A 24,846-nucleotide genomic window follows, 5' to 3' on the forward strand; every position below is an offset into this window, starting at 1 on the left:
GCCCGTCATAGGGGTAACGTTCATGCAACCTTCCGCCGCGCTCAACCGCATCAAGCCGTCGCCGACGCTGGCGATCACCAGCCGCGTGCTGGAGCTGAAGCGCGCCGGGGTCGACGTGATCGGGCTGGGCGCTGGCGAGCCCGATTTCGACACGCCCGATTTCATCAAGGAAGCGGGGATCAAGGCGATCCGCGACGGCCAGACCAAATACACCAACGTCGACGGCACGCCCGAGCTGAAGGCGGCGATCCAGCTCAAGTTCAAGCGCGACAACCAGCTCGATTACGGCATCGACCAGATCAGCGTGAATTCGGGCGGCAAGCACACGCTGTTCAACGCGATGGTCGCGACGCTCGATCCGGGCGACGAAGTGGTGATCCCCGCGCCCTATTGGGTGACCTATCCCGATGTCGTCCAGTTCGCGGGCGGCACGCCGGTATTCGCCCCCGCGGGCGCCGACCAGAACTACAAGCTCAAGCCCGAACAGCTCGAAGCGGCGATCACGCCCCGGACCAAGTGGCTGATCCTCAATTCACCGTCCAACCCCACGGGCGCCGCCTATAGCGAGGCCGAACTGAAGGCGCTGGGCGAAGTGCTGGAACGGCACCCGCACGTCTGGATCTATGCCGACGACATGTACGAGCATATCGTGTTCGACGATTTCGCCTTCCGGTCGATCGCGCAGGTCTGCCCGTCGCTCTACGACCGCACGCTGACCGCCAATGGCTGTTCGAAGGCCTATGCGATGACCGGCTGGCGGATCGGGTTCGGCGCCGGTCCGGTGTGGCTGATCAAGGCGATGTCGAAGCTGCAGTCGCAATCGACCAGCAACCCCTGCTCGATCGCGCAAGCGGCCTCGGTCGCGGCGCTGACCGGCGATCAGGCGTTCCTGAAGGACAATGCCGCGCTGTTCCAGTCGCGCCGCGACCTCGTCGTATCGATGCTCAACCAGGCGAGCGGGGTGACGTGCCCGCGGCCCGAAGGCGCGTTCTACGTCTATCCCGAATTCTCCGCGCTGATCGGCAAGTCGACCCCGGCTGGCAGGGTGATCGCGACCGACGAGGATTTTGTCGGCTATTTGCTCGACGATGCAAAAGTCGCGGCGGTGCAGGGCGAAGCGTTTGGCCTCTCGCCGGCGATGCGGATCAGCTATGCAACGTCGGACGATCTGCTGCGCGAAGCGTGCGAGCGTATCCAGACGGCGTGCGCCGCGCTGCGTTAAACATCCCTGCTGCCCGATGAACGGCCCGGCCACGATCGGTTCAGTCCCGGAAACCTAATGTTCATGCATTGATGGTTGAAAGACCGCGGGGACGCGCCGACTTCAGCCGCGACGAAGGGACAAAGGGACATGAGAACCATCCTCAAATCCGCGATGCTGTGGCGTTTCCTCGGCGGGTTCGTTGTCGGTGGACTCGGCGTGCTGGCGCTCCACCCGGCGACCGCGGAAACCGTGCCCGCCACGCCGACGGCGGCGGTCGCGTCCGCGCGTTGAAACTTTAACGCGCGTCGTTCCGTATTATATCGGCGGAACGACGGAGCGACCCACGATGATAAAGCCTTTCCTGACGATCGCGCTGGCCGGGGCAGCGGCGCTGGCGGCGACTCACGCGAACAGCGCGCCCGAACGCGCCGTCATCATCCCGGCCCCCGCGCGTGACGTGGTGCCGACCGCCGCCCCGCGCGTTGCGGTGTTCGCCGGCGGGTGCTTCTGGGGAATGGAAGCGGTGTTCGAGCGAGTGAAAGGCGTGACCAATGTGACCGCGGGCTATGCCGGGGGCACCGCGGGATCTGCGACCTATGACCAGGTATCGACCGAAAGTACTGGCCATGCCGAAGCTGTGCGGATCACCTACGACCCGCGCAAGGTAAGCTACGGCACGCTGCTGCGAGTCTATTTCTCGGTTGCGCACAACCCGACCGAATTGAACCGCCAGGGTCCCGATGCCGGCCCCAGCTATCGCTCGGCGATCTTCCCGCAGAACGAGGCGCAGCGTGGCGTCGCGGCGGCCTATATCGATCAATTGACCCGCGCGAAGGCGTTCCCGCGCCCGATCGTCACTAAGCTGGAGAGCGGTCGCTTTTTCCCGGCCGAGGAATATCACCAGCAATTCTACGACAAGAACCCGAACCATCCGTACATCGTCGCCTGGGACAAACCGAAGGTTGCGGCCTTCCGGGCGGCGTTCCCGCAACTGGCGAAATGATCAGGCCGCGAGCGGAAACTTGAGCAGTCGGTCGGCGAGCGGCACCAGCGCTTCGCCTTGACGCCCGACAGCACGGACGATTTCAGGATGGTGGATGTCGAGTCCGCCGGTCAGCGCTCCGAAGGCGGGAAGGATCAGCTTGCTTTCCGTCGCAACGAAGCACCGCCGCGACACCAGCCGCCCGCGCACCCGCACGCGCAGCTTCGGGTGGAAATGCCCCGACAGTTCGGGCCGGGGATCGGCCGGATCGGCCTCATGTCGGAACACCAGCCCGTCGACCATCGCCTCGTCGATCACGTCGCCGCCGCACGGATTGCCGATCGCCGCATCGTGATTGCCGACAATCCACGTCCAGCGACGCATCGCCGTCAACGCGCGCAGCCGTGCCTGTTCGGCGGAGGGCAGCCGGTCGCACCCGCGCGAATCGTGGAAGCTGTCGCCGAGACACCAGACCTCCGCCGGATCGGTCGCTGCGACAGCCGCTTCGATCGCCGCCAGCGTCGCCGCGCTGTCGTACGGCGGCAGCATCTGGCCGAAACTCGCGAACCAGCTCGCCTTTTCGAAATGCAGATCGGCGACGATCAACGCGCGCCGCGCCGGCCAGTACAGCGCGCCCTCGGGCAGGGCAGCGAGTTGGTGGCCAGCGAACGAAAAGGGAACCATTGCGCGGCCATGCCGTATTAACGATGCGCGATCAATCACCTGCTGCACCGCGGCAGATAGCGCTTGATCGCCACACAAACAGGCGTAAAGCGCGCCGTCCATTCCGGTAGGCCATGTCCTCCATGTCTTCGCACAAGACGACCACGCTCCCCAAATCCGCGCTCATCGCGCTCAGTATCGGCGCGATCGGCGTCGTATTCGGCGACATCGGTACCAGCCCGCTCTACGCGTTTCGCGAGGCGTTGGGCCAGGCCGCGTCGGACGGGCTCGTCGCGGACGAGATTTTCGGTGTGCTGAGCCTCGCCATCTGGTCGTTGTTTCTCATCGTGTCGGTCAAATACGTCACCTTTCTGATGCGCGCGGACAATAACGGCGAAGGCGGCGTGCTGGCGCTGGCGGCACTGGCGCGGCGCGCACTCGGGTGGCGGTCGCGGACCGCGATCGTGCTCGGCGCGACTGGTGCGGCCCTGTTCTACGGGGACGCGATGATCACTCCCGCCCTGTCGGTGCTGTCGGCGGTCGAGGGTCTGCGCACGCTGCCGGGCGCGGCCGATGCGATCAACGAGACGCAAATCATCCTGATCACGATAGTCATTCTGATCGGGCTGTTCCTGATCCAGGCCCGCGGCACCGCACGCGTGTCCAAGCTGTTCGGCCCGGTCTGCATCCTGTGGTTCGTCGTGATCGGCGGGCTAGGGCTGTGGCACATCGCCGACGAGCCGGGGATCCTGTGGGCGTTCAATCCGTGGGAGGCGGTGCATTTCCTCCTCACCCACGGCACGCTCGGGTTGTTCGTGCTGGGCGCGGTGTTCCTGACGGTGACCGGGGCGGAGGCACTGACCGCCGACATGGGCCATTTCGGTCTCGTCCCGATCCGGCTCGCCTGGTTCGCGCTCGCGGGTCCGGCTTTGGTCCTCAACTATCTCGGCCAGGGCGCCTATGCGCTCAACAAACTGGAGGCGCTCGAGGCGGCGAACCAGCCCTTCGTCAACGCCGACTGGTTCTTCCTGATGGCGCCGGACGCGGTTCGCCCGGCGTTGATCGTGCTCGCGATGATCGCGACGGTCATCGCCAGCCAGGCGGTCATCACCGGTGCCTACTCTCTGACTCAGCAAGCCGTGCAGCTCGGCTTCCTGCCGCGATTGCGCGTGCGCAACACATCGGCGGATTATGCCGGGCAGATCTACCTGCCGTCGATCAACTGGCTGCTTCTGGTCGGCGTGCTAGTGCTGGTGATCCAGTTCCGCACGTCATCGGCGATGGCGGCGGCGTACGGCATCGCCGTAACCGGCACGATGGTGGTCACCACGTGCCTGGCCTATATCGTGGTGCGGCATAACTGGCGCTGGTCGCGGCCCTGGGCGCTGGCGCTGATCCTGCCGTTCCTCAGCCTCGACCTGATCTTCTTCGGCGCGAACAGCCTGCGCGTGATCGAGGGGGGCTGGGTGCCCTTGGCGATCGCCGCTGCGATCGGCTTCACGATCTTCACCTGGGTGCGCGGCAAGTCGATCGTGCGCACGTTCGAACAGCGCCAGAGCGTGCCGCTCGCCGACCTCGCCGCCGCGCTGGCCCGCCGCCCGCCCGAACGAGTCGAGGGCACCGCTATCTTCATGACCGGCACGCCGACCGCCGCTCCCGGCGCGCTGCTCCACAACCTCAAGCACAACAAGGTGCTCCACGCGACCAACCTGATCGCGACGGTCAAGACCAGCGACATGCCCTATGTCGATCCGGCCGAGCGGTGTGACATCAAGCGGCTCGACGATAATTTCAGCGTCGTCGTGCTGCGCTACGGCTTCATGGAAAGCCCCGACGTGCCGCACGATCTGGCGGCGGCGGCGAAGGCGGGGACGATCGACCTCGATCCGATGAAGGCGAGCTATTTCATTGGCCGCAACACGCTGAAGGCCGATGCGGACGTCGGCATGCCGCTATGGCAGGATCGCATCTTCATGTTCCTGCAAAGGAACGCCAGCGACCCGACCGACTTCCTGCGAATCCCGCCGGGCAAGGTGCTGGAGCTGGGCGAGCAAGTTACTGTGTGATCGCGAGGAGTTAGTCGTGCTGAGTATATTGCCCTTCTTGCTGATGCAGGCGGCAACGCCGGCGCCATCGCCCGTCGATCTGTCGGACACGCGGTGCGTGTTCCTGTTCGGCTATTTCGGGTCGCGCGGAAATCCTACGCAGGAGGCTCAGGCGAAGCTTGGCACGATGTATTTCGTCGGCAAGATTCGCGCGCGCAATCCGTCCGCCGATTTCGGCAAGCTGCTCGCGGCGGCGACGGCCGAGGCGAAGCGATCGAACATCAACGCCCCGATCGAGGGCGCGCGCTGCGAACGCGAATATCAGGCGGCGGCGATGGACCTGACCAACGGCGCCAAGGCGGTGAACACCCCCGCGAAGCCTTGAACCGCCGCATAGGCGTGTGCGCCTGCTCCGGCACAGGCCGGAGCAGGCGAATGCAGCCTTCGATTTCCAACGCTCCCGCCTGCGCCGGAGCACGGCACTTTCCCAAACCGAAAATGGCGGCGTGTCAGCCGGCGTAGGCCTTTACGAGGTCGTAGAGATAATCGCGTCCTGCGTAGAGCGATTCCACCCGGATTCGCTCGTTGAGTCCGTGTATCCCGCTAAGATCGCTGTCGACGAACACGCCCGGCGCGCCATAGACCGGGATGCCGATCGCTTCCAGGAAGATACCGTCCGTCGCGCCGGTCGACATGGTCGGCAGCAGCGGCACGCCGGGGAAATATTTCGCCGCCAACGTCGTCATCGGCCCAGTGATCTTGGGATCGAGCTTCGGCGGGATGCCAATCGGGCGGATTGGCTGGTTGGCGCTGACCGTGACCTTCGGCCCGGCGAGTTCCTTCAATTTCGCGAGCGTGCCGTCGACGCTTTCACCGGGAAAGATGCGGCAATTGATATTCGCCGTCGCCGCCTGTGGCAGAGCGTTTTCGGCGTGGCCCGCCTTGAGCAAAGTCGCGACGCAGGTCGTGCGCAGCGTCGAGTGCATCGCCTTGTCCATGCTGACGATCCTGTCCGCCGCCACGTCATTGGGGTTGGCGAGCAACGCGGTGATCGCATCGGCCATCGGCTTTGGCGTGGTCGGCGCTTTCGCCACCATGCCGAAAAAGGCGCGCGTCGTGTCGGTGAACTTGACCGGGAATTCGTAGCCCTGGACACGCTTGATCGCGTCGGCCAGCTCGTAGATCGCGTTGTCCGGCACCGGTTGCGAGCTGTGACCGCCGGGATTGGTGGTGGTGAAGGTGAAGTTCTGCGCCGCCTTCTCTCCGACCTGAATCGCCAGCAGTTCGCGCTCACCCTTGGCGTTGTAACGCCCGCCACCACCCTCGTTGAGGGCGAATTCGGCAGCGATCAGGTCGGGCTTGTTCTTGGCCAGCCACTCCGCCCCGTTGAACGCGTAGGTCGTCTCCTCGCCGCAAGTCAGCGCCATCTTGATCGTGCGCTTCGGCTTGTAGCCGGTCTGCTTGAACCGAATCATCGCGTCGGCCCAGATCGCCGCCATCGCCTTGTCGTCGACGGTGCCGCGGCCGTAATAATAGCCGCCTTCCTCGATCAGCTTGAACGGGTCGCGCGCCCAGTCGGCGCGGTTCGCCGCGACGACGTCGATATGGCCGAGCAGCAGCATCGGCTTGGCCTTCGCGTCGCTGCCCTTCAGCACCGCGACGATGCCGCCGTCCCTGGGATGCTCCGGCGTCGAGAACTGGACGATGTCGGCATCGGCATAGCCCGCCGCCTTCAGCCGCGCAGCGATCTGCGCCGCGGCCTGGGTGCAGCTGCCAACATCGACCACCGTGTTGGTTTCGACCAGCTCCTTGTACAGGCCGAAGAACGCCTGCTGATCCGGGCGGGTCTGCGCCACCGCGCCGCCCATCGATTGTCCGATCAGCGCCGCCGCGACGACCCACCCCAATGCGCGCATGTCCGCCCCCTGCCGATGTTATGGTAATGGTGAATAAAGCGGCAATCCGCCGCCCTGGCAACGCTATTCGAACCGCCCCCGGTCGACGATCGCATCCTTGGGCAGGGTCAGCCGGATCTCACGATTGGCGAAATCGATCTGGACGCGGCGGAACAGTTTGAGCGTGTCCATGCCGAGCATTAGCGCCGGCGTATCGGTCAGCCCGAAGCGTTTGAAGGGCAGCGCGTCCGCGAACGCAATCGGGATGCTGTGAAACCCGACCTTGGCTATTTCCAGCGAATCGATCACGCGATAGTCCGCGTGTAACCACTGGCCGGTGACCGCGATCAAGCCGATCTGGCCCAGCGACTTTTCCGTGCGGACACGCTTCAGCATCGCAAGATTGCCGATCGTGACCGGTGATCCGGTATCGATCACGACGGAGATCCGTCGGCCCCTGTACGAAGCGTTCGTGACGATAAGCTGGCCGTAGAGGTTCTTCGCGCGGATCACGACGTCGTCCGGGCCCGCGGCCACACGGCGTTTCGTCGCCGGGCGCACCTCCATCACGTTGCGGTCGAAGTCGATCGCGACGGCATGGCCCTTGAGCGCGTCGATCCCCAGCATCCCGGGCGCGCCGAGATCGGCGGCGGACACGGCGGGCGCCTCCAGCGTATCGGGCTTGACCAGGCTGACCTGAAGCGCGGGCAACAGGAAGGTGCGGAGTTCGCTCTGCCCCGCCATGGTTGTGACCTTGACCCGCCGCCCGGCGGCGAGGTTGAGGGTGCTGGCGAGTTCGTTCGACACAACGCTCCGCTCGGCGCCGGTATCGATAATGAACCTGTACGGCCCACTCGCGCCGATCGACACCGGCACGGTCATCCGGTTGCTCTGTTCGTATCCGATCCCCAGTGTTTCCGGCAGCGCCAGCGCGGGGTCGGCAGGCGGCGGCTGCGGCAATTTGGCATTCTGCGCAAGCAGCGGGACCGCGATCGCGGCGCTCATCAACGCCAGGAGTGCGAATCGCGCCATCAATAGCGCTTACACGCGGAAACGCCGCGGCACGCGTTGAGAAAGTCGATCTTGGGTTTTGGCAGTGTGAAGGCGATCTCTCGGTTGACGAAATCGATCTCGACCCGGCGGAACATCTTGAGCGAACTCATGCCCAGGATCAGCGCCGGCTTGTCTTTCAACCCGAATCGCTCGAACGGCGGCATGTCGGCGAACGATAGGCCGAAATTGTCGAACCGCACGTCGCCGACATGCAGGTCGCTAACCGCGACATAGTCAGCGTTAAACGTGCGGCCGGTGACCGACTTGACCGAAATTGGTCCTAGCATGCGCGGCTTTCGCTTCGCGAGCGCCAGCATCGCCTTATTGCCAACGCTCACCCACGATCCGGTATCGATGATGACGGCGATCGGCTGGCCGTTAAACTCGGCTCGCGTCACGATAAGCTGGCCCAATCGCGGCTCTGCGCCGACCAGTATCTCGCCTTTGGGATGTTTTTTGGCCGGAACCAGCGTCATGCGCTTGCGGTCGAAGTCGATCACCACTTTATGGCCTTGCAGTGCATCGATCCCCAGCATACCTGGCGCGCCGAGATTTGCCTCCGCCAGCGACGGCGCCTGCATGTCGGTGGTACTCAGCGAGCCGGCCGACAGCATCGGCACCCTGACCGTGTTGACCGTGCTTGATCCAGTGAAATCGAATAGTCGCGCGCGATCTCCCGCATCGAGTCCGAGCGTGCTGGCAAGTTCGTTCGATACGACCGAGCGCTCGGCACCGGTATCGACGATGAACGGGTACGGTCCCTTTCCGTCGATCTGGACCTGAACAGTCATACGATTGGTCAGCTCGCCGACACCGATCGTCTCGGCCGGTGCGGGCACTGGCTGGACCGTGCCCGCTGGCAAGCCGGCATCCTTCTGCGGTTGACCGCCCTCCGCGAATAACGGCAACGCCGTTGCGCTTGCCGCGACCGCGATACAGATCCTCCACCTGCACATCGCGACGAGGAGTGTATGCCTGTTCGGGGCATGTACCAAGCGGATAATACAGTCGCTAATCCAGCCGCATCGCCTCCTGCGCCAGCGTCTCCGCTTCGATCAGCAATGCATCGTCCACCGTCCCGGTTGCGACTCGCTCGCGGCCGATCAGGGTCAGCACCGGCACGGCGAGCGGCGATACGCGTTCGAGATCGACATGCACCATCGTGTCGGCGGCACGGTCCAGCAGATGCGCGAGCCGCCCGACATCGGTCATCTTCGCCCGCGCATCGTCCCACGCCGCCTGCAGCAGCAGATGCGTCGGCTCGTATTTCTGCAGCACGTCATAGATCAGGTCGGTCGAGAAGGTGACTTGCTTGCCGGTCTTGCGCTTGCCCGGATGCTGGCGCTCGACCAGCCCGCCGATCACCGCGACTTCGCGGAACGCGCGCTTGAGCAAGTGGCTCTGTTTTACCCAGTCGACGAATTCGTGTTCCAGAATGTCGGCCGAGAACAGGCTGGCCGGGTCCGTCACGGGATCGAGCGAATAGGTAGCGATGGCGTAATCGTTCGCGACGAAGCCAAGCGGGCGCAGCCCCTGCGTTTCCATCCGCCGCGTCAGCAGCATGCCGAGCGACTGATGCGCGTTCCACCCTTCGAAGCTGTAGGCGACCATGTAGTTGCGCCCTTCGCGCGGGAAGGTCTCGACCAGCAACTGGCCAGGGTCGGGCAGGGTCGAACGGTACGACTGCACCTCCAGCCACTCGCGCACGTCGTCGGGGAAGCGCGCCCATTGTTCGGGTTCGGCGAGGAAGTGGCGGACGCGATCGGCGAGGTTGGTCGACAGCGGCATCCGCGCGCCGCCATAGGTCGGGATGCGCGCCGGCTTGGCCGAGGCGCGGACCAGAAGGTCCTCGGTGTCGATGCGGATCACTTCGCAGCTGATCCCGGCGAAGAAGAAGGTGTCGCCGTTCGACAGGGTTGCCGCGAACCCCTCCTCGACCTTGCCCAGCAACCGCCCGTTCTTGAACCGCACGTTCAGCATCGTCGCCTCGACGATGATCCCGGCGTTGAGTCGATGCTGCGTGACGAACTTCGGGTGGCTGACGCGCCAGGTGCCGTCCGCATCCTGCGTCAGCCGCTTGAACCGATCGTACGCCTTGAGCGCGTACCCGCCGTCGCGGATGAACCCCAGCACGCGGCCGAACATTTCCGCCGACAGTGCCGAAAAGGGCAAGGCCGACCGTATCTCGTCGAGAAGGTCGTCCTGCCCGAACGGCGCGGCACAGGCGCACGCCATGACGTGTTGCGCCAGCACGTCGAGCGCGCCCAGCCGGAACACGTCCTCGTCGAGCGCGCCCTCCTCGACCGCGTCGATCGCGGCCCGCGCTTCCAGATATTCGAACCGGTTGCCGGGGACGATGATCGCTTCCGACGATTCGTCGAGCCGGTGGTTGGCGCGCCCGACGCGCTGGAGCAGCCGCGACGATCCCTTGGGCGCGCCCATCTGGATCACGCAATCGACGTCACCCCAATCGACGCCGAGGTCGAGGCTGGCGGTCGCGACCAAAGCGCGCAGCCGCCCATCCGCCATCGCCTGTTCCACCTTGCGCCGCGCCTCACGCGCCAGGCTGCCGTGATGCACCCCGATCGGCAGCGACATCGTGTTAACCTTCCACAGGTCCTGGAAGATCAGTTCGGCCAGGCTGCGCGTGTTGCAGAAGACGAGCGTCGTGCGGTGCGTCTCGATCTCCGCCATCACTTGCTCGGCGGCATAGCGCCCCGAATGCCCCGCCCAGGGCACTCGGCCCTGTGGCAGGACGATCGAGAGGTTGGGGTCCGCCCCGCGTTCGCCGAGCACAAGATCGACCGTATCGATGTCGCCATCCGGCGCGAGCCAGGCGCGATAGCCGTCGGGATCGGCGACCGTCGCCGACAGCGCGACGCGGCGCAGATTGGGCGCGATCCGCTGCAGCCGCGCCATGCATAGACTGAGCAGGTCGCCGCGCTTGCCGGTCGCGAAGGCGTGGACCTCGTCGACCACGATCGTGCGCAGCCCTGCGAACATCTTGAAACTGTCGGGATAGCTGAGCAGCAGCGACAGCGATTCGGGCGTGGTCAGCAGGATGTTGGGCGGCTTCACCCGTTGCCGCGCCTTGCGGTCGCTCGGCGTGTCGCCGGTGCGCGTCTCGACGCGGATGTCGAGCCCCATCTCCTCGATCGGGGTCAGGAGGTTGCGCTGCACGTCAACCGCCAGCGCCTTGAGCGGCGAGACGTAGAGCGTGTGCAGGCCGTCGTGCGGCGCCTCGATCAGTTCGGTCAGCGTCGGCAGGAACCCCGCCAGCGTCTTCCCCGCCCCGGTCGTCGCGACCAGCAGCGCATGATGCTCGTCCCGTGCCGCGTCCAGCATCTCGAGCTGATGCCGCCGCGGCCGCCATCCGCGGTTGGCGAACCATTCGGCAAGAATTTCGGGAAGTTCGGTCACTGGGAACTCAAGCGCATCCCGACCATATAGGATGCATGGCGAAACTCGGCGACTGGATCGATCCCAAGCCCCACGGCATCTACGTGAAGCCCGCCGACGCGTGGATCGACCCGTCGGTACCGAGCGCGCGCGCGCTGGTGACGCACGGCCATGCCGACCATGCGCGCGGCGGTCATCAGGCGGTGTGGGCGACCCCCGAGACGCTGGCGATCATGGAAACGCGCTACGGCCCACAGGCCGGCCAAGCGGTAGAATATGGCGAAAAGCTCGACATGGGCGGGGTCGAGGTCGAGTTCGTCCCCGCCGGCCATGTGCTCGGCTCGGCGCAGATCGTGCTCAAGCATCGCGGCGAGACGATCGTCGTGTCGGGCGATTACAAGCGCCGCCCCGACCCCACATGCGCGCGGTTCGAGCCGGTCAAGTGCGACGTCTTCGTAACGGAGGCCACCTTCGGCCTGCCCGTATTCCGCCACCCCGACACGCACGACGAGATGGACAAACTTCTCGCCACACTTCGTGCCAATCCGGAACGGTGCGTGCTGGTCGGCGCCTATGCGCTCGGCAAGGCGCAGCGCGTGATCCGCGAGCTGCGCGACATGGGGTTCGACGATCCGATCTACCTCCACGGCGCGCTGCAGCGGCTGTGCGATCTCTATGTCGAACTCGGCGTGGGTCTCGGTGAACTGCGCCCAGCGACCGGGGTACCCAAGGCGGAATTGCAGGGCCGCATCGTGATGTGCCCGCCCTCTGCGCTCAACGACCGATGGTCGCGCCGCCTGCCCGACCCGATTACCGCCATGGCATCGGGCTGGATGCGCGTCCGCCAGCGCGCCCGGCAGAAGCTGGTCGAGCTGCCCCTCATCCTGTCGGACCATGCCGACTGGGACGAACTCACCGAAACGCTGACCGAGATCGCGCCGCAGGAAGTGTGGGTCACGCACGGCCGCGAGGAGGCGTTGATCCACTGGTGCATGACGCGGCAGATCAAGGCGCGCGTGTTGGCGTTGGTCGGGTATGAGGACGAGGACGACTGACCCGTCGTCATCGATACGAAATTTGCGATCCGACAGTTCGATCAAGGACTTGCATTGACCACGCCCCGCGGCGACGATCGTCGCGTCTGGCTCGAACGGGGAATCCATGTTGCGCATCGCTGTCGCCGCTGTCTGCATAACCGCCACGGGCATTGTGGCACCCCCCGCCCAGGCGAGCGTGTTCACGGACGATCTCAGCCGTTGCCTGGTCACAAAGACCAGCGAGGCGGACAAGCTGGCGCTGGTCCGATGGATATTCACCGCGATCGCCGCCGCGGACGGGGTCAAGGACTTGACCAAGGTGAACGACGAACAGCGCGAATCGCTGGCGCGGGAGACGGCGGCGATCTTTACCCGGCTGGTCACCAAGGACTGCCGGACCGAAGCCGCAGCGGCGATCAAGAATGACGGGCCGAGCGCGATGCAGGCGAGTTTCGGCGTGCTCGGGCAGATTGCGATGCAGGGATTGATGGGGGACGAGTCGGTCGTGAAAAGTATGGACCGGGTCGACAAATATTTCGACGAGAAGGCGCTGACCGACTTCGGGCGCGAGTTGAAAGCGACGACTCAACCCAAAATCTAGCACTCAGCCGATCGGCGGGAGCTTCGTCGCTTCGTACGCCGTGATCTTCTCGCTCGCGCATGAATGTTCCCGGAACGCGGCCAGCAGGTCGGCGATGCCCGGCGTGACGAAATGCGCCTGAAGCGCCGCCATGTCGCGCCATTCCTCGAAGAAAACGAGTTTCATCGGATCCTCGCTGTCGATCCGCACCGCGTGGCTGATACAGCCGTCCTCGGTGCGCGATCGGTGGACGTGCGCGAGGCTCGCCTCGAGCAGCGCTTCGAAACTGCCCGGTTTCGCCGTGACGCTGCCCGTGACGATGATCATGCCTTTTCCCCTCGCCAGTTCTCCAGCGTGTCACCTAGCGCCGCTTCGAGCGGACCAAGCCATGGCGCATAGCGCCGCCACTGGTCCAGCCCATCCATGTTGAGCGGGCGGCGGACTTGCTCCGCACTGGGGGTCCGCACCGCGCGCGCGGTCTCGTGGAAGCGCAGACACGCCGGATCGAACGGCAGTCCGAGATAGCCGAGCAACCGCCGCACCTCCCCTTCCGCATCCGCGACCAGATCATCATAGACCAGCCGGTGCACCGCGCCGGGGAAGCGTTCGTCCCACAGTGCCATCAGCTTCACGTAATCGGCATAATAACGCCCGATCTCGGCAAGGTCGTAGGCGAAGGCATGGCCGGTCGCGAAATGCTGCCGGAACAGCGACACGCCGCAGCCGAGCGGATGACGCCGGACATCGACAATCTTCGCATTGGGGAGGATGAGACAGATCAGTCCAGCGAACAGGAAATTGGCGGGCAGCTTGTCGACAAAGAACGGACGATCAGTCTTGCGCTGAATCCGCGTGGTCGCAAGGTAGCGCGCGCCGATCTGGCGCAAGTCGGCGGCGGTCAGGCTCGCCAACCCGCCGGGATAGTTGGGGATCATGCCCGCTAGCCGGGGCAAATCGGGCAGCTCCATCGTTGCTTCGATCGCGGGATGGCTCGCGAGAATCTGCTCGACCAGCGTCGATCCCGAGCGCGGCAAACCGACAATGAAGATCGGGTCGGCGGCCGGATCGCCGACGCCGATATGGCGCGCGATCAGGTCGGAGGTGAAGGTCGCAGCCGACCGCGCGGTCAAGCTTGGCAGCATCGCGGGATCGTGCGGCACGGCGGAGCGGCGCAAGTGGTTGCCCTCGGCATAAGCGGCGAACGCGGCAGCATCGTCGCCCAGATCCTCGCGCGCTTTGCCGAGGGCAAAGCCGAGATGGAGGCGGTCGTCGGTCGACACTTTTGCGCTCGCCAGCAACCCGTCGATCGCCGCGAGGTCCTCGGCGGTGAACCGGAACGTCTTGAGGTTGGCGAGGCCCCACCAGCTCTCCCCCAGCCCCGGCTCGGCGGCGATGCTTTGCCGATACGCGTCAATCGCTTCGTCGATCCGCCCGAGTGCCTTGAACACATGCCCCATCGTCATCCACACCCGGGCGCGGCCCGGCTCCTCCGCCAGCAACTCGTGGTAAAGCGCGATCGCGGCCTCATGCTCGCCGGTGCGATCGAGGATCGACGCCTTTAGGTTGCGCGCGCCCAGATGATTGGGATCGGCGGCGATCAGCCGGTCGAACTCGGGCAACGCCTCAGCATAACGATGCAACCGGTAAAGCAATCGCGCCAAATCCTGCCGTGCCAGCGTGAAGTCAGGGGCCATCGCCAGCGCGCGCCGGAGGAGTTGCTCGGCTGGCGCGTCATGCCCGCTCCGCGCCGCGATCGCCGCGAGCAGGCGCAGCGCCGCGACATCCTCCGGCGCCTGCTGCAATCGCTCGCGGACCAACCGTTCCGCCCCCGGCAAGTCGTTTGCCTCGAACGCGGCGGCGGCCCGGGCGAGCGTCGCCGCGCCGGACTCGCTCAACCCACGCCCTCCAGCGCCTTTTGCCGGCGGCGCTGGACCGAGCTGCCGATCCCCATCGCCTCGCGATATTTGGCGACGGTGCGCCGCGCGATGCCGAAGCCCTTGGCGTTGAGCATGTCGACCAGCGTGTCGTCGGACAGGATCGCCTTGGGGTCCTCGGCCATGATCAACGCGCGGATCGCCGACTTGACTGCTTCCGCCGACACCGCGTCGCCGCCATCGACCGACTGGATCGCCGAGGTGAAGAAATATTTGAGTTCGAACAGCCCGCGGGCGCAGCTCAGATACTTGTTCGACGTCACCCGGCTCACGGTCGATTCGTGCATCTCGATCGCATCGGCGACCTGCTTCAGCGTCATGGGTTTGAGATGCGCGACACCGTGGAGGAAGAACGCCTCCTGCTGCTTCACGATCTCGCTCGCGACCTTAATGATCGTGCGCTGGCGCTGATCGAGCGCCTTGACCAGCCAGTTGGCGCTGGCGAGCATGTCCGACAGCCACGCCTTCGACGCCTTGTCCTGCGGCCCCGCCGACAATTCGACATAGTAGGAACGATTGACCAACAGGCGTGGCAGGGTCGCGGCATTGATCTCGATCGCCCAGCCCGATTTGCGTTGTGCGACGAACAGGTCCGGCGTCACCGCATGCATCGCCTCACCGCCAAACTTGCAGCCGGGCTTGGGATCGTAGTTGCGGAGCTCGCGGATCATGTCCGCCAGATCTTCGTCATCGACATCGCACAACCGCCTAAGCCGCGCGAGGTCGCCGCGTGCGACGAGGTCGAGATTGTCGATCAAGCGCGCCATGCACGGATCGTAGCGGTCGGCCTCCTTCGCCTGCAGCGCCAGGCATTCGGCGAGGTCACGCGCGCCGACGCCGGTCGGGTCGAAGGTCTGGATGACGCCCAGCACCTCCTCCACCTCGACCAAAGGCGCGCCGAGCCGGTTGGCCACGTCGAGCAGTGGCGTGGCCAAATACCCCGCCTCGTCGATCAGATCGATCAGGTGCTGCGCTACAAACAGACTACGCCCGCTCAGCACCTCTCCCGCCTGTTGAAGCAAATGATCCGCGAGGCTGAGCGACGTGTCGGCGAACGCATCAAGGTCGGGACCATCCTCGGGCATCCCGCCCGACCCCCCGTTCATTCCCAGCGACCCATCCATCCCAACCTGATCGGACGGCGAATCGTGGTGGAAGCTTTCCGTCGCGAAATCGACGTCGAGCGCAGCCTCACCGCCGCCCTCCCCCATCACTAGCGAATCGGCGCTGGCCGGTTCGTCGCCCGCCGCGACAGGCGCCTCGCGTTCGATTACTGGGCCGTCATCGTCGAGCACTGCGCTTTCGAGCAACGGATTGCGCTCGATTTCCTCGGCGATGAAGGTCTCGACCTCCAGGTTCGACAGCGCGAGCAGGCGGATCGCCTGCTGCAACTGCGGCGTCATCACCAGCGATTGCGACTGCCGCAGGTCGAGGCGAGGCGCGAGAGACATGGCTACAGCGTGAAGCTTTCGCCCAGATACAGCCGCCGCACATTCTCGTCGGCGACGAGTTCCTGCGGGGTGCCGGCAAACAGCACACGACCGTCATAGATGATGTAGCCGCGATCGACAATTTCGAGCGTCTCGCGGACATTGTGGTCGGTGATCAGCACGCCGATGCCGCGCGACTTCAGCTGGACGATCAGGTCGCGAATATCGCTGATCGACAGCGGGTCGATCCCGGCGAACGGCTCATCGAGCAGCATGATCGACGGGTTCGCCGCCAGCGCACGAGCGATTTCCGCGCGCCGCCGCTCGCCGCCCGACAGCGCCATGGCCGGCGCGTCGCGCAGCCGGGTCAGCCCGAATTCGTCGAGCAACTGATTGAGGCGCTGCTCGCGCGCCGCCTTGTCAGGCTCGGCGAGTTCGAGCACGGCGAGGATGTTCTTTTCGACCGACAGCCCGCGGAAGATCGACGTTTCCTGCGGAAGATAGCCCAGGCCGAGAATCGCGCGGCGATACATCGGCAGGCCGGTAATGTCGTCGCCGTCGAGCATGATGCGGCCCGAATCGGGCTTCACCAGCCCCATGACCGAATAGAAGCACGTCGTCTTGCCAGCGCCGTTGGGGCCGAGCAGCCCGATCACCTCGCCCTTGCCGACCGACAACGACACGTCGGTCAGGACGGTGCGCTTGTCGTACGACTTGGCGATCGACACGACCGACAGCCCGTCCATCTTCGGCGCTTCGGCGACCGGTTCGATCGCATCCATCGTGGTGATCTCGTCCATACCGGCTCCGTCAGTGCCCGCTTGTTGGTTACCGAATGGTTACGGCCAAGCCAATTGGCAAGCTTCATGCATGCCAATGCCCCCTGTGCTCATGGATTGGAAGCGCCGACGCGACGGATCGAGCGGAAAAGAGAGCTTATTGGTCGCGTTTGGGGACCGAGAAGCGCCCGGTCACGCGACCACCGGAGGTCGTCGTGCCACCAGGGCCGCTCGACACGCTGCCGCCGCCGTCGATCACAGCCTTGCCGGTGTCGAGGTTGATGGTCAGCCGGCTGCCGTTGACGGTGTTGGCACCCTGCGTGAGCTTGACGCCGCCGAGCATGATGATCGTGCGTCGCGTCACGTCATAGACCCCGTAGGATCCGCTCGCGCGCTGATCGGGACGCACGACCGTCACGCCGCCCGACGCGTCGATCCGCGATGCCTGGGGCGATCCGCTGGTGACCTTGCCCGTGTAGGCGACCGTCACCCGCGCCGCCGTCAACACCATTTCGGCCTGGGTGATGCGGACGTTGCCGGAGAGTATCGCGCGGTTCGCCTTGTCCTGCAATTCGATATGGTCGGCGGCGAAATCGATCGGGGCAGACGAATCGTGGCGAGAGTCCGCCAGAGCCACGCCCCCGGCGGTGACTGCCACGGCGGCGAGCGCGAATAAGGGAATAGCAAAACGCATGGTGGCCTATTTCGCCTGTCGCGGCGCGATCCGCAAGCGCGCACGTCCGTCGAGCCGCACAACGCGCCCGTCGAGGTCCGCGCTCATCGTGTCGGCGGTGAAGGTGCCCTGCGGCACGGTACCCGACACGCCGCCCTTGCCCTCCATCGTCTTGGTCTTGAGATCGACGGTAGCGCCGTTGCTTTGCAGCGTATAGTTGTTCGGACCCGCGAAAGTGATCGGGCCGGCCAAATCCATCTGCTGCGTGGTCGGATTGAAATTCCCGGTCGGCGCGACGAGTTTCGCAAGGCCGTCGGGCATCTGCAGCTCCGCCATCAGTTTCTGCATGTTAATCATCGGCTCGGCGGCGCTTTTCTGAACCGCATTCTCCGCGGTCAGCACGAACGGCTGACCCTTGTTGTCCTGCCCCCGATAGGTCGCCGACTGAACCTTCAGCCGTTCCTTTGAAACTTCGACCTTGTTCCGGTCGAGCACGAAGCTGACGTCGCCGCCCGACGTCAACGGCAGGAACACCATCAGCGCAGCGACCACGCCGACCGCCGAAGGCAGCACGATGCGCAGCACCGCGACGAGGTGATCGTGTCCGCTTCCCGGCGCCGCCCAATGCTGGCGCTCGGACCGCATTTTGGCCGCGATGTCAGACATCAGACATGCGCGAAAATGTCGATTTCCGGCCAGCCGGCGAGGTCGAGTTCGGCGCGCCAGGGCAGGAAGTCGAAGCACGACTTGGCGAGGTCGGTGCGGCCTTCGCGCGCCAGCCGGCGGTCGAGTTCCTCGCGAAGGCGATGGAGATAGCGCACGTCAGACGCGGCATATTCCTTCTGCGCTTCGGACAGTTCGGGGCCGCCCCAGTCGGACGATTGCTGCTGCTTCGAAATCTCGTACCCGAGCAGTTCGCGGACCAGCTCCTTCAGGCCATGCCGGTCGGTATAGGTGCGGACCAACCGCGACGCGGTCTTGGTGCAATAGACCGGCCCCGCGGTCACGCCGAGATAATGCTTGATCGCCGCCAGATCGAATCGCGCGAAATGATAGAGCTTTTCCCGCGCCGGGTCGGCGAGCAACGCCTTCAAATTGGGGGCGGCATAATCGCTGCCGGGCGCGAATCGCACTAGATGCTCGTCCGCACCGCCGTCAGAAAGCTGGACCAGACACAGCCGGTCGCGCGGCGTGATCAGCCCCATCGTCTCGGTATCGACCGCGATCGCAGCGCCGGGCGCGAACAGGCAGGCGGGAATGTCTTCTTCGTGGAGATGAACCGTCATCGCCTTCGCCTAGTCCGATCCGGCTGAACGCTCAATGGCCGGCGGTGTTGCCTATGCGCTTCTCCCGCGCGCGGCGACTCCAGATGTTGAGCATTTCGACTCCCGCCGAAAACGCCATTGCGGTGTAGACATAGCCCTTGGGCACATGGACGCCGAACCCGTCGGCGATCAACACGAGCCCAATCATCAGCAGGAAGCCAAGCGCAAGCATCACTACCGTCGGATTCTTGGCGATGAAATTCGCCAGCGGATCGGCTGCGAGCATCATCACCCCAACCGCAACGACGACCGCCGCGATCATGATCGGCAGTTCGTCGGTCATGCCGACCGCGGTCAGGATCGAATCGATCGAAAACACCAAGTCGAGCGCGAGAATCTGCACAATAGCCGCGGTAAAGCCGAGCGTCTTCTGGTTGTTGGTCTTGTCGAGCGGCGAATCGGACTCGGCGGGATCGACGCTGTGATGGATTTCCTTCGTCGCCTTGTAGAGCAGGAACGCGCCGCCAGCGATCAGGATCAAGTCGCGAATCGAGAATGCGGTCTCGTAGATCGTGTGACCCTGCGCGTCGGTCGCCTGAAGGCCAAGGTCGAACACGGGCTTGACCAACCCGACGATGATGAAGATCGAAAACAGCAATGCGATCCGCATCACCAGCGCCAGCGTGATGCCGATTCGCCGGGTGCGCGATCGCTCTGCCTCGGGCAATTTGTTCGACAGAATCGAGATGAAGACGAGGTTGTCGATACCGAGCACGACCTCCATCACGATCAGGGTGACGAGCGCCGCCCAGGCGGCCGGACTGGCGAGCAATTCCATGATGGGCATGGTCGCGGTGTGCCGTCCGCGACACGCTCGCGCAAGTATCGCGATGAGAAGGGCAGGATTACAGACGATTTTGTTCGCGAGCGGCCTTATTTTGGTCTAAGACTCGAAAAGAGGCGCTGTTGTTTGCGCCCGAGGGACTGCGCCCGTCGTCCGGCGTTTAGATCCTTGAATGGAATATTGGGCGGACCGGAAAGACGAACAGGGCATGAGTTTCGATAAAGGTGGCCGCGGTAACCGTGGTGGACGCGGCCGCGACAAGCGCGATGGTTTCGGCGGTGACGATTTTGGCGGCGGCGGTGACTTCGGCGGCGGTGGCTTCGGCGGCGGTGACCGCTTCGGCGGTGGCGGCGGTTACGGCGGCGGCGGTGGCTATCGCGGCGGTGGGGGCGGCGGCTTCGGCGGTGGCGGCGGTGGATTCCGTGGCGGCGGCGGCGGTGGTGGCGGCTTCCGTGGCGGTGGCGGTGGCGGCATGCCCCCGCAAGTCGTCGGCGAAGGCACCGGCGTTGTGAAATTCTTCAACGGCCAAAAGGGCTTCGGCTTCGTCGTGCGCGACGACGGCGGTGAGGACGTGTTCGTTCACATCAGCGCGGTCGAACAGGCTGGCTTGACCGGCCTGGCCGAGGGCCAGCCGCTCGGCTTCACGCTCGTCGATCGTGGCGGCCGCATCTCGGCGACCGATCTCAAGATCGATGGCGAGCCGATGCCGGTGACCGACCGTGGTCCGCCGCGCGACCGCGATGCCGGTCCGCGTGCCGGTGGTGGTGGTGGCGGCGGTGGCCGCGAGCTGACCGGTGAGAAGGCGACCGGCACGGTCAAGTTCTTCAATGCGATGAAGGGCTTCGGCTTCATCCAGCGCGACGACGGCCAGCCTGACGCGTTCGTCCACATCTCTGCGGTGGAACGCGCCGGCATGACCAACCTCAACGAGGGCGACCGGCTCGAATTCGAGCTCGAGGTCGACAATCGCCGCGGGAAATACGCGGCGGTGAACCTCACCGCGATCTGATCGCTGTTCCTGCAGGGATGAAAGGCCCGGCGTGCGAGACCATCGCGCGCCGGGCCTTTTCCTGCCTGGCCCCAGCTGCGATCAGGTAATCATTCGCCGGAGCGTTTCGAGCCGGTCGGCCTCCGCCGCCGGCTTGTCGGTGCGGATGCGATGGATACGGGGAAACCGCATCGCAACGCCCGATTTGTGGCGTTTCGATTCGTGGATCGAATCGAAGGCTATCTCCAGTACCAGACTCTTTTCGACCTCGCGGACGGGGCCAAAACGGTTGAGCGTATGGTTGCGCACGAAGCTGTCGAGCATCTTCAACTCGTCGTCGGTAATGCCCGAATAGGCCTTGCCCACCGGCAACAGTTCCCCGTCTTCGGTCCAGCAGCCGAACGTATAATCGCTGTAATAGGACGACCTGCGCCCGTTGCCGCGCTGCGCATACATCATCACGCAATCGGCCGTCAGCGGATCGCGCTTCCATTTGTACCAGAGACCGGTGCGGCGCCCGGCGACATAGTCCGAATCGCGCCGCTTGAGCATGACGCCCTCGATCGCTGCGTCGCGCGCGCCGGCCCGTACTTCCTTGAGCGCGGCGAAATCCTCGACATCGATCAGTGCGCTGACGTCGAAGCGGTCGCGATCGAGTTGCCCCGCGAAAGATTCAAGCCGCTTTCGCCGCTCGCTCCACGGCAACGGGCGTAGGTCCTCAGATCCATCGAACAGGATGTCATAGAGCCGCACAAACGCCGGATAGTCGCTTAGCATCTTGCCCGACACCAGCTTGCGCCCCAACCGCTGCTGCAGCGCGTTGAAGCTCGCCGCTTCCCCGCCCTGGAACTCCCCCTTCACCATCAGCTCGCCATCGAGCACCCCAGGCGTCGCGAATGCGCCCGCCACGTCCGGAAAACTGCCGGTTATGTCGTCCCCCGCCCGGCTGTAGAGCCGAGTCTCGCCACCGACATGAACCAGTTGCACGCGGATGCCGTCCCATTTCCACTCGGCGGCATAATACTTGAGGTCGACACGCAATTCCTCGAGCGGATGCGCCAGCATGAACGGGCGGAATACCGGCACATCGGCGGCCGTCGGCTGCGCGCCCCGCCCCTCAACCCAGTCGAACAGCTCGGCATAGGGCGGACGGATCGCGTGCCACACTTCCTCGACCGCATCGACGTCGACTCCAAACGCATTGGCCAGCGCGGTCTTCGCCAGCCGCGCCGACACGCCGATCCGCAAAGCGCCGGTCGCCATTTTGAGCAGCGCGAACCGTTCCTCGGCATCCATCCGGTCGAGCATGGCAGCGAGCGCGGCGGGCGCGTCCGAGCGCGACAGGCTGTTGAGCGTGTCGACGACCGCCGAAACTGACAGCGGCTCGCCCGCTCCGTCGTTCGCACCGGGCCACAGCAGCGCGATCGTCTCCGCCGTGTCGCCGACGTAGTCGCGGCTCAACCGGAACAGCACCGGGTCGACTCGCGCCTCGATCAGCCCACGGATCACCGCAGGCTTGACCGCCGGCAAGTCGAGATCGCCAGTCAGCGCAGCCATCGCCCAGCCGCGGTCGGGATCAGGGGTCGCACGCAGATAATCGCCGATCAGCTTCAGCTTGGCGTTGCGCGACCGCGTGTAGATCAACGAATCGATAAGCTGCGCGAAGGCGTGCATGACAGGTCAACCTAGCGCGAAACTAGGAGTTCCGCCGCCCGTTTCGCCGCGCTAACGTTCGGGCATGCGGAAGTGGTTTATCGCCCTGTTGGTCCTGGCGTTGGCGGGCGCTGGACTCGTCATCTATGCGCACCGCGAAGCGCTCCGCGATCCGATCGTCCGCACCGCCACGATCAAGCTGCCAGACTGGCCCTCAGGCGCGAAACCGATCCGCGCCGTCCTGATCAGCGACATCCATCTCGACAACCAGGCGATGGATGAAGCGAGGCTCGCCCGCATCGTCGCGCAGATCGACGCGCTCAAGCCCGACATCGTGCTGCTGGCGGGCGACTATATCTACGGTCACGACCCTGCGGGGGCGAAAAGGTACGGATCGGGACTCGCGGCGCTGGCAAAGCTGCAGCCGCCGTTCGGCGTCGTCGCGGTCCTCGGCAATCACGACCAGTGGACTGGTGTCGGTGTCGTTCGCGATCAACTTACCCGGGCTGGCGTCACCGTCCTAGAAAACGATGCTATAACGCGCGGACCCCTAGCGATCGGCGGGGTGGGCGATCGCTATTCACGTCATGACAATTTACCGGCGACGCTAGCGAAGCTCCAGAAGCTGGCCGGCGCCCGCATGCTGTTGACCCACTCGCCAGATATTGCGCCGGAGATGCCGGCCGATACGAGCCTGCTACTCGCCGGTCATACGCATTGCGGGCAAGTCGTGCTGCCGCTTTGGGGACCAGTATCGGACGTCAGCAAATTCGGCGACCGCTACCGTTGCGGCGTCAGGATCGAAGGCGCGCGGACCGTCGTGGTCACCGCGGGACTCGGCACCAGCGGCCCGATGGCGCTGCGACTCAACGCGCCACCCGACCTCTGGCTGCTGACGCTGGGTCCTTAGGCCTTCCGGCCGGCCTCGAACAGGAACCAGGCGCGGCGTTCGGCCTCGTCGGTCCAATTGTCGATCATCGCGCTGGTTGCGTTGTCCTTGGCGTCGTCGGCAATGTCCTTTGCCTCGCGAAGCGACTCGACCAGCGCCAGATTGTCGTCGCGCAACTCCTTCAGCATCGCTTCCGGCGCAACGAAATCCTTGTCATTGTCCTTGATCGTCTGGTGCCGAGCAATGTCGCCGATCGACCGCAGAGTGGTGTTGCCCGTCTTGCGCACACGCTCGGCGATGTCGTCGGTCGAAGCGAAGATCTGCGCCGCCTGTTCGTCGAGCAACAGGTGATAATCGCGGAAATGCGGGCCGCTAACGTGCCAGTGAAAGTTCTTGGTCTTGAGATACAGCGCAAAACTGTCGGCGAGAATGGTATTGAGCGCATCCTGAACGCTCTTCGCCGCGTTGGTGGCCAAGTCGGTAGGGGTCTTGAGGTCGGCGGTGGTCATAACGGCTCCTGGATGGGGTTCGTTTCGTAAACGAATCCATATCCGATTGGGTCCATCGCCGCGCGCGTTAAATTCGGTAAGTGTGATCGTCCGGCTAGATCAGCCGCAGCGCCGACAGCGCCAGCCATGCTCCCGCGACCGCCAGCACACTGCCGATGGTCCAGTCGATCGCCCGGCGTGGCCGGGTTGCCCACAACGATTCGCCCGCGACCGCAGCGGTGGCTAACACAACGAAACTGCCGATCAGCCCGCCGATCCCGGCCAGGGCTGCAGTGCCGCCGACCGCCACGGCCAGCGTCACGAACTCGCTGCGCCCCGTCCAGCCGCCGAGGATCAGTCGCGTAGCCACGCCGGTCGCAGTGAAGCGCCCGGCATCGATCGGCTTTGCCTTGCCCGGCCAGAAAGCGCTACTTGCCGCCGCCAGCAATGCGAAGGCGAGGAACAGGCGCTGCGCGTTGGGCGCGAGATGCGGGCCGATGAAATACCCTCCCGCCGCCGCCGCCGCTTGCGTGACGATGAGGGCGATCAGGATGCCGGACAGGACGCTGCCTGGCCGCCCCGATCGTTCGGCGGCGGTTGCGACCATATCCGTCGATGGGTCGCTCGCGCGGATCAGCAGCGCCGCGACCAGCGCCGCCATCAGCGAATCCATTGGCTCAGTGTGCCAGCCGCACCGCGCCGGCGGCGAGATAGATGCTGGAGCAATCAATGTCGCTGCGGTCGCAGCCCACCGCTTCGCCGAGCATCGCGATCCAGCCGCGAATGACGACGCCGCGCTCGCCGCGCGCCAGCGCCGCCTCGATCGCGCGCGCCACCGCCACTACGGGCAACCGCCCCTCGATCTGCGCCATCGCGCGGATCGCATCGACTGCACCCGCCAGATCGGCCGGGCGGGCATGCCCCGCCATCACGTTGAGCTTTGCGCACGCCGCGGCGAGATCGTGTTCCTGAACCCCCATTGCCCGAACTCCTGTTGGGACGAATGGAAGGGTGCGCTACAATTGGTAAACGGGTGCTTAATTCG

General features: G+C 65.0%; 26 protein-coding genes. 9 read left to right on the forward strand and 17 right to left on the reverse strand.

All coding sequences use genetic code 11. The annotated features are described in order from the left end of the window. Nucleotides 1-22 precede the first annotated feature (22 nt). The 3 genes from J0J06_RS09960 to msrA all read left to right on the forward strand — a co-directional run bounded on the left by J0J06_RS09960 (nt 23) and on the right by msrA (nt 2,207). Nucleotides 23-1,222: a pyridoxal phosphate-dependent aminotransferase gene (locus J0J06_RS09960; RefSeq protein WP_294041521.1), complete on the forward strand. Its 1,200-nt coding sequence runs from the start codon at nt 23-25 to the stop codon at nt 1,220-1,222. 129 nt (nt 1,223-1,351) lie between these two features. Further along, on the forward strand, nt 1,352-1,495 hold the full coding sequence (locus J0J06_RS09965) for a hypothetical protein (protein WP_294041523.1): 144 nt from the start codon (nt 1,352-1,354) through the stop codon (nt 1,493-1,495). A gap of 55 nt (nt 1,496-1,550) precedes the next feature. Further along, nucleotides 1,551-2,207: a peptide-methionine (S)-S-oxide reductase MsrA gene (gene msrA, locus J0J06_RS09970; RefSeq protein WP_294041525.1), complete on the forward strand. Its 657-nt coding sequence runs from the start codon at nt 1,551-1,553 to the stop codon at nt 2,205-2,207. On the opposite strand, the gene pdeM is transcribed toward msrA, so the two are convergent. After that, nucleotides 2,208-2,870, reverse strand: coding sequence for a ligase-associated DNA damage response endonuclease PdeM (pdeM, locus tag J0J06_RS09975; RefSeq protein WP_294041527.1), 663 nt, complete (start codon nt 2,868-2,870; stop codon nt 2,208-2,210). It lies immediately after the preceding gene. A 113-nt stretch (nt 2,871-2,983) separates the two neighbouring features. Between pdeM and J0J06_RS09980 the strand changes: the two genes are divergently transcribed. Continuing rightward, nucleotides 2,984-4,915: a potassium transporter Kup gene (locus J0J06_RS09980; RefSeq protein WP_294041528.1), complete on the forward strand. Its 1,932-nt coding sequence runs from the start codon at nt 2,984-2,986 to the stop codon at nt 4,913-4,915. Between the two features lie 16 nt (nt 4,916-4,931). Then, nucleotides 4,932-5,279: a hypothetical protein gene (locus J0J06_RS09985; RefSeq protein ID WP_294041530.1), complete on the forward strand. Its 348-nt coding sequence runs from the start codon at nt 4,932-4,934 to the stop codon at nt 5,277-5,279. Between the two features lie 124 nt (nt 5,280-5,403). On the opposite strand, the gene J0J06_RS09990 is transcribed toward J0J06_RS09985, so the two are convergent. From J0J06_RS09990 to J0J06_RS10005, 4 genes are all read right to left on the reverse strand, one after another. After that, on the reverse strand, nt 5,404-6,810 hold the full coding sequence (locus J0J06_RS09990) for a M20/M25/M40 family metallo-hydrolase (protein ID WP_294041532.1): 1,407 nt from the start codon (nt 6,808-6,810) through the stop codon (nt 5,404-5,406). Between the two features lie 63 nt (nt 6,811-6,873). Next, the gene (locus J0J06_RS09995) at nt 6,874-7,821 is read right to left on the reverse strand and encodes a retropepsin-like aspartic protease (protein WP_294041534.1); all 948 of its coding nucleotides are present in this window, start codon (nt 7,819-7,821) and stop codon (nt 6,874-6,876) included. Beyond that, on the reverse strand, nt 7,821-8,705 hold the full coding sequence (locus J0J06_RS10000; RefSeq protein WP_294041536.1) for a retropepsin-like aspartic protease: 885 nt from the start codon (nt 8,703-8,705) through the stop codon (nt 7,821-7,823). The genes J0J06_RS09995 and J0J06_RS10000 overlap by 1 nt, the downstream gene beginning before the upstream one ends. Nucleotides 8,706-8,853: 148 nt before the next feature. Continuing rightward, nucleotides 8,854-11,262 carry a ligase-associated DNA damage response DEXH box helicase gene (locus J0J06_RS10005; protein ID WP_294041538.1) on the reverse strand — a complete coding sequence of 803 codons (2,409 nt, stop codon included), beginning with the start codon at nt 11,260-11,262 and terminating at the stop codon, nt 8,854-8,856. Between the two features lie 35 nt (nt 11,263-11,297). Between J0J06_RS10005 and J0J06_RS10010 the strand changes: the two genes are divergently transcribed. Next, nucleotides 11,298-12,296 (forward strand): ligase-associated DNA damage response exonuclease, encoded by a 999-nt coding sequence (locus tag J0J06_RS10010; RefSeq protein WP_294041540.1) that lies wholly within the window; start codon nt 11,298-11,300, stop codon nt 12,294-12,296. Between the two features lie 106 nt (nt 12,297-12,402). Next, nucleotides 12,403-12,879: a hypothetical protein gene (locus tag J0J06_RS10015; RefSeq protein WP_294041542.1), complete on the forward strand. Its 477-nt coding sequence runs from the start codon at nt 12,403-12,405 to the stop codon at nt 12,877-12,879. Between the two features lie 3 nt (nt 12,880-12,882). On the opposite strand, the gene J0J06_RS10020 is transcribed toward J0J06_RS10015, so the two are convergent. From J0J06_RS10020 to J0J06_RS10055, 8 genes are all read right to left on the reverse strand, one after another. Further along, on the reverse strand, nt 12,883-13,185 hold the full coding sequence (locus J0J06_RS10020; protein ID WP_294041544.1) for a putative quinol monooxygenase: 303 nt from the start codon (nt 13,183-13,185) through the stop codon (nt 12,883-12,885). Then, nucleotides 13,182-14,753: a sulfotransferase gene (locus J0J06_RS10025; protein ID WP_294041546.1), complete on the reverse strand. Its 1,572-nt coding sequence runs from the start codon at nt 14,751-14,753 to the stop codon at nt 13,182-13,184. The genes J0J06_RS10020 and J0J06_RS10025 overlap by 4 nt, the downstream gene beginning before the upstream one ends. Continuing rightward, entirely contained in the window at nt 14,750-16,243 is a 1,494-nt protein-coding gene (rpoN, locus tag J0J06_RS10030; RefSeq protein ID WP_294041548.1) for an RNA polymerase factor sigma-54, read from the reverse strand. Before rpoN ends, J0J06_RS10025 begins: the two co-directional genes overlap by 4 nt. Before the next feature lie 2 nt (nt 16,244-16,245). Further along, nucleotides 16,246-17,022 (reverse strand): LPS export ABC transporter ATP-binding protein, encoded by a 777-nt coding sequence (lptB, locus tag J0J06_RS10035; RefSeq protein WP_294041550.1) that lies wholly within the window; start codon nt 17,020-17,022, stop codon nt 16,246-16,248. A 136-nt stretch (nt 17,023-17,158) separates the two neighbouring features. Further along, nucleotides 17,159-17,695, reverse strand: coding sequence for an LptA/OstA family protein (locus tag J0J06_RS10040; RefSeq protein WP_294041552.1), 537 nt, complete (start codon nt 17,693-17,695; stop codon nt 17,159-17,161). Between the two features lie 6 nt (nt 17,696-17,701). After that, nucleotides 17,702-18,340 (reverse strand): LPS export ABC transporter periplasmic protein LptC, encoded by a 639-nt coding sequence (lptC, locus tag J0J06_RS10045; protein WP_294041553.1) that lies wholly within the window; start codon nt 18,338-18,340, stop codon nt 17,702-17,704. After that, the gene (locus tag J0J06_RS10050) at nt 18,340-18,960 is read right to left on the reverse strand and encodes a ribonuclease D (protein ID WP_294041554.1); all 621 of its coding nucleotides are present in this window, start codon (nt 18,958-18,960) and stop codon (nt 18,340-18,342) included. The genes lptC and J0J06_RS10050 overlap by 1 nt, the downstream gene beginning before the upstream one ends. A gap of 31 nt (nt 18,961-18,991) precedes the next feature. Next, nucleotides 18,992-19,786 (reverse strand): TerC family protein, encoded by a 795-nt coding sequence (locus tag J0J06_RS10055; protein ID WP_294041556.1) that lies wholly within the window; start codon nt 19,784-19,786, stop codon nt 18,992-18,994. A 205-nt stretch (nt 19,787-19,991) separates the two neighbouring features. On the opposite strand from J0J06_RS10055, the gene J0J06_RS10060 reads away from it, so the two are divergent. Further along, complete coding sequence (locus J0J06_RS10060) at nt 19,992-20,792, forward strand: cold-shock protein (RefSeq protein ID WP_294041558.1); 801 nt, start codon at nt 19,992-19,994, stop codon at nt 20,790-20,792. Nucleotides 20,793-20,873: 81 nt separating this feature from the next. Here the strand turns inward: J0J06_RS10060 and J0J06_RS10065 are convergent, their stop codons facing one another. Beyond that, nucleotides 20,874-22,445, reverse strand: coding sequence for a cisplatin damage response ATP-dependent DNA ligase (locus tag J0J06_RS10065; RefSeq protein WP_294041560.1), 1,572 nt, complete (start codon nt 22,443-22,445; stop codon nt 20,874-20,876). Nucleotides 22,446-22,509: 64 nt separating this feature from the next. Here J0J06_RS10065 and J0J06_RS10070 point away from each other — a divergent pair, with 64 nt between their 5' ends. Next, nucleotides 22,510-23,334: a metallophosphoesterase gene (locus J0J06_RS10070; protein ID WP_294041561.1), complete on the forward strand. Its 825-nt coding sequence runs from the start codon at nt 22,510-22,512 to the stop codon at nt 23,332-23,334. Here J0J06_RS10070 and J0J06_RS10075 read toward each other — a convergent pair. From J0J06_RS10075 to J0J06_RS10085, 3 genes are all read right to left on the reverse strand, one after another. Beyond that, nucleotides 23,331-23,822 carry a DNA starvation/stationary phase protection protein gene (locus J0J06_RS10075; RefSeq protein WP_294041563.1) on the reverse strand — a complete coding sequence of 164 codons (492 nt, stop codon included), beginning with the start codon at nt 23,820-23,822 and terminating at the stop codon, nt 23,331-23,333. The genes J0J06_RS10070 and J0J06_RS10075 overlap by 4 nt on opposite strands. Nucleotides 23,823-23,916: 94 nt before the next feature. Further along, nucleotides 23,917-24,474: a hypothetical protein gene (locus tag J0J06_RS10080; RefSeq protein WP_294041565.1), complete on the reverse strand. Its 558-nt coding sequence runs from the start codon at nt 24,472-24,474 to the stop codon at nt 23,917-23,919. Between the two features lie 4 nt (nt 24,475-24,478). Then, complete coding sequence (locus tag J0J06_RS10085; RefSeq protein WP_294041567.1) at nt 24,479-24,781, reverse strand: hypothetical protein; 303 nt, start codon at nt 24,779-24,781, stop codon at nt 24,479-24,481. Nucleotides 24,782-24,846: the final 65 nt, after the last annotated feature.

Source organism: Sphingomonas sp., from assembly GCF_017304615.1.
Classification (GTDB): Bacteria; Pseudomonadota; Alphaproteobacteria; order Sphingomonadales; family Sphingomonadaceae; genus Sphingomonas.

What these genes read in the sequence shown, in the direction of transcription:
- lptB (WP_294041550.1), bottom strand. Translation starts at nt 17,022, where the DNA reads ATGGACGAGATCACCACGATGGATGCGATCGAACCGGTCGCCGAAGCG.
- rpoN (WP_294041548.1), bottom strand. Translation starts at nt 16,243, where the DNA reads ATGTCTCTCGCGCCTCGCCTCGACCTGCGGCAGTCGCAATCGCTGGTG.
- J0J06_RS10080 (WP_294041565.1), bottom strand. Translation starts at nt 24,474, where the DNA reads ATGGATTCGCTGATGGCGGCGCTGGTCGCGGCGCTGCTGATCCGCGCG.
- J0J06_RS09990 (WP_294041532.1), bottom strand. Translation starts at nt 6,810, where the DNA reads ATGCGCGCATTGGGGTGGGTCGTCGCGGCGGCGCTGATCGGACAATCG.
- J0J06_RS10065 (WP_294041560.1), bottom strand. Translation starts at nt 22,445, where the DNA reads ATGCACGCCTTCGCGCAGCTTATCGATTCGTTGATCTACACGCGGTCG.
- J0J06_RS09965 (WP_294041523.1), top strand. Translation starts at nt 1,352, where the DNA reads ATGAGAACCATCCTCAAATCCGCGATGCTGTGGCGTTTCCTCGGCGGG.
- J0J06_RS09980 (WP_294041528.1), top strand. Translation starts at nt 2,984, where the DNA reads ATGTCCTCCATGTCTTCGCACAAGACGACCACGCTCCCCAAATCCGCG.
- msrA (WP_294041525.1), top strand. Translation starts at nt 1,551, where the DNA reads ATGATAAAGCCTTTCCTGACGATCGCGCTGGCCGGGGCAGCGGCGCTG.
- J0J06_RS09960 (WP_294041521.1), top strand. Translation starts at nt 23, where the DNA reads ATGCAACCTTCCGCCGCGCTCAACCGCATCAAGCCGTCGCCGACGCTG.
- J0J06_RS10085 (WP_294041567.1), bottom strand. Translation starts at nt 24,781, where the DNA reads ATGGGGGTTCAGGAACACGATCTCGCCGCGGCGTGCGCAAAGCTCAAC.
- J0J06_RS10020 (WP_294041544.1), bottom strand. Translation starts at nt 13,185, where the DNA reads ATGATCATCGTCACGGGCAGCGTCACGGCGAAACCGGGCAGTTTCGAA.
- pdeM (WP_294041527.1), bottom strand. Translation starts at nt 2,870, where the DNA reads ATGGTTCCCTTTTCGTTCGCTGGCCACCAACTCGCTGCCCTGCCCGAG.
- J0J06_RS10070 (WP_294041561.1), top strand. Translation starts at nt 22,510, where the DNA reads ATGCGGAAGTGGTTTATCGCCCTGTTGGTCCTGGCGTTGGCGGGCGCT.
- lptC (WP_294041553.1), bottom strand. Translation starts at nt 18,340, where the DNA reads ATGTCTGACATCGCGGCCAAAATGCGGTCCGAGCGCCAGCATTGGGCG.
- J0J06_RS10040 (WP_294041552.1), bottom strand. Translation starts at nt 17,695, where the DNA reads ATGCGTTTTGCTATTCCCTTATTCGCGCTCGCCGCCGTGGCAGTCACC.
- J0J06_RS10050 (WP_294041554.1), bottom strand. Translation starts at nt 18,960, where the DNA reads ATGACGGTTCATCTCCACGAAGAAGACATTCCCGCCTGCCTGTTCGCG.
- J0J06_RS09995 (WP_294041534.1), bottom strand. Translation starts at nt 7,821, where the DNA reads ATGGCGCGATTCGCACTCCTGGCGTTGATGAGCGCCGCGATCGCGGTC.
- J0J06_RS10075 (WP_294041563.1), bottom strand. Translation starts at nt 23,822, where the DNA reads ATGACCACCGCCGACCTCAAGACCCCTACCGACTTGGCCACCAACGCG.
- J0J06_RS10010 (WP_294041540.1), top strand. Translation starts at nt 11,298, where the DNA reads ATGGCGAAACTCGGCGACTGGATCGATCCCAAGCCCCACGGCATCTAC.
- J0J06_RS10015 (WP_294041542.1), top strand. Translation starts at nt 12,403, where the DNA reads ATGTTGCGCATCGCTGTCGCCGCTGTCTGCATAACCGCCACGGGCATT.
- J0J06_RS10060 (WP_294041558.1), top strand. Translation starts at nt 19,992, where the DNA reads ATGAGTTTCGATAAAGGTGGCCGCGGTAACCGTGGTGGACGCGGCCGC.
- J0J06_RS10055 (WP_294041556.1), bottom strand. Translation starts at nt 19,786, where the DNA reads ATGCCCATCATGGAATTGCTCGCCAGTCCGGCCGCCTGGGCGGCGCTC.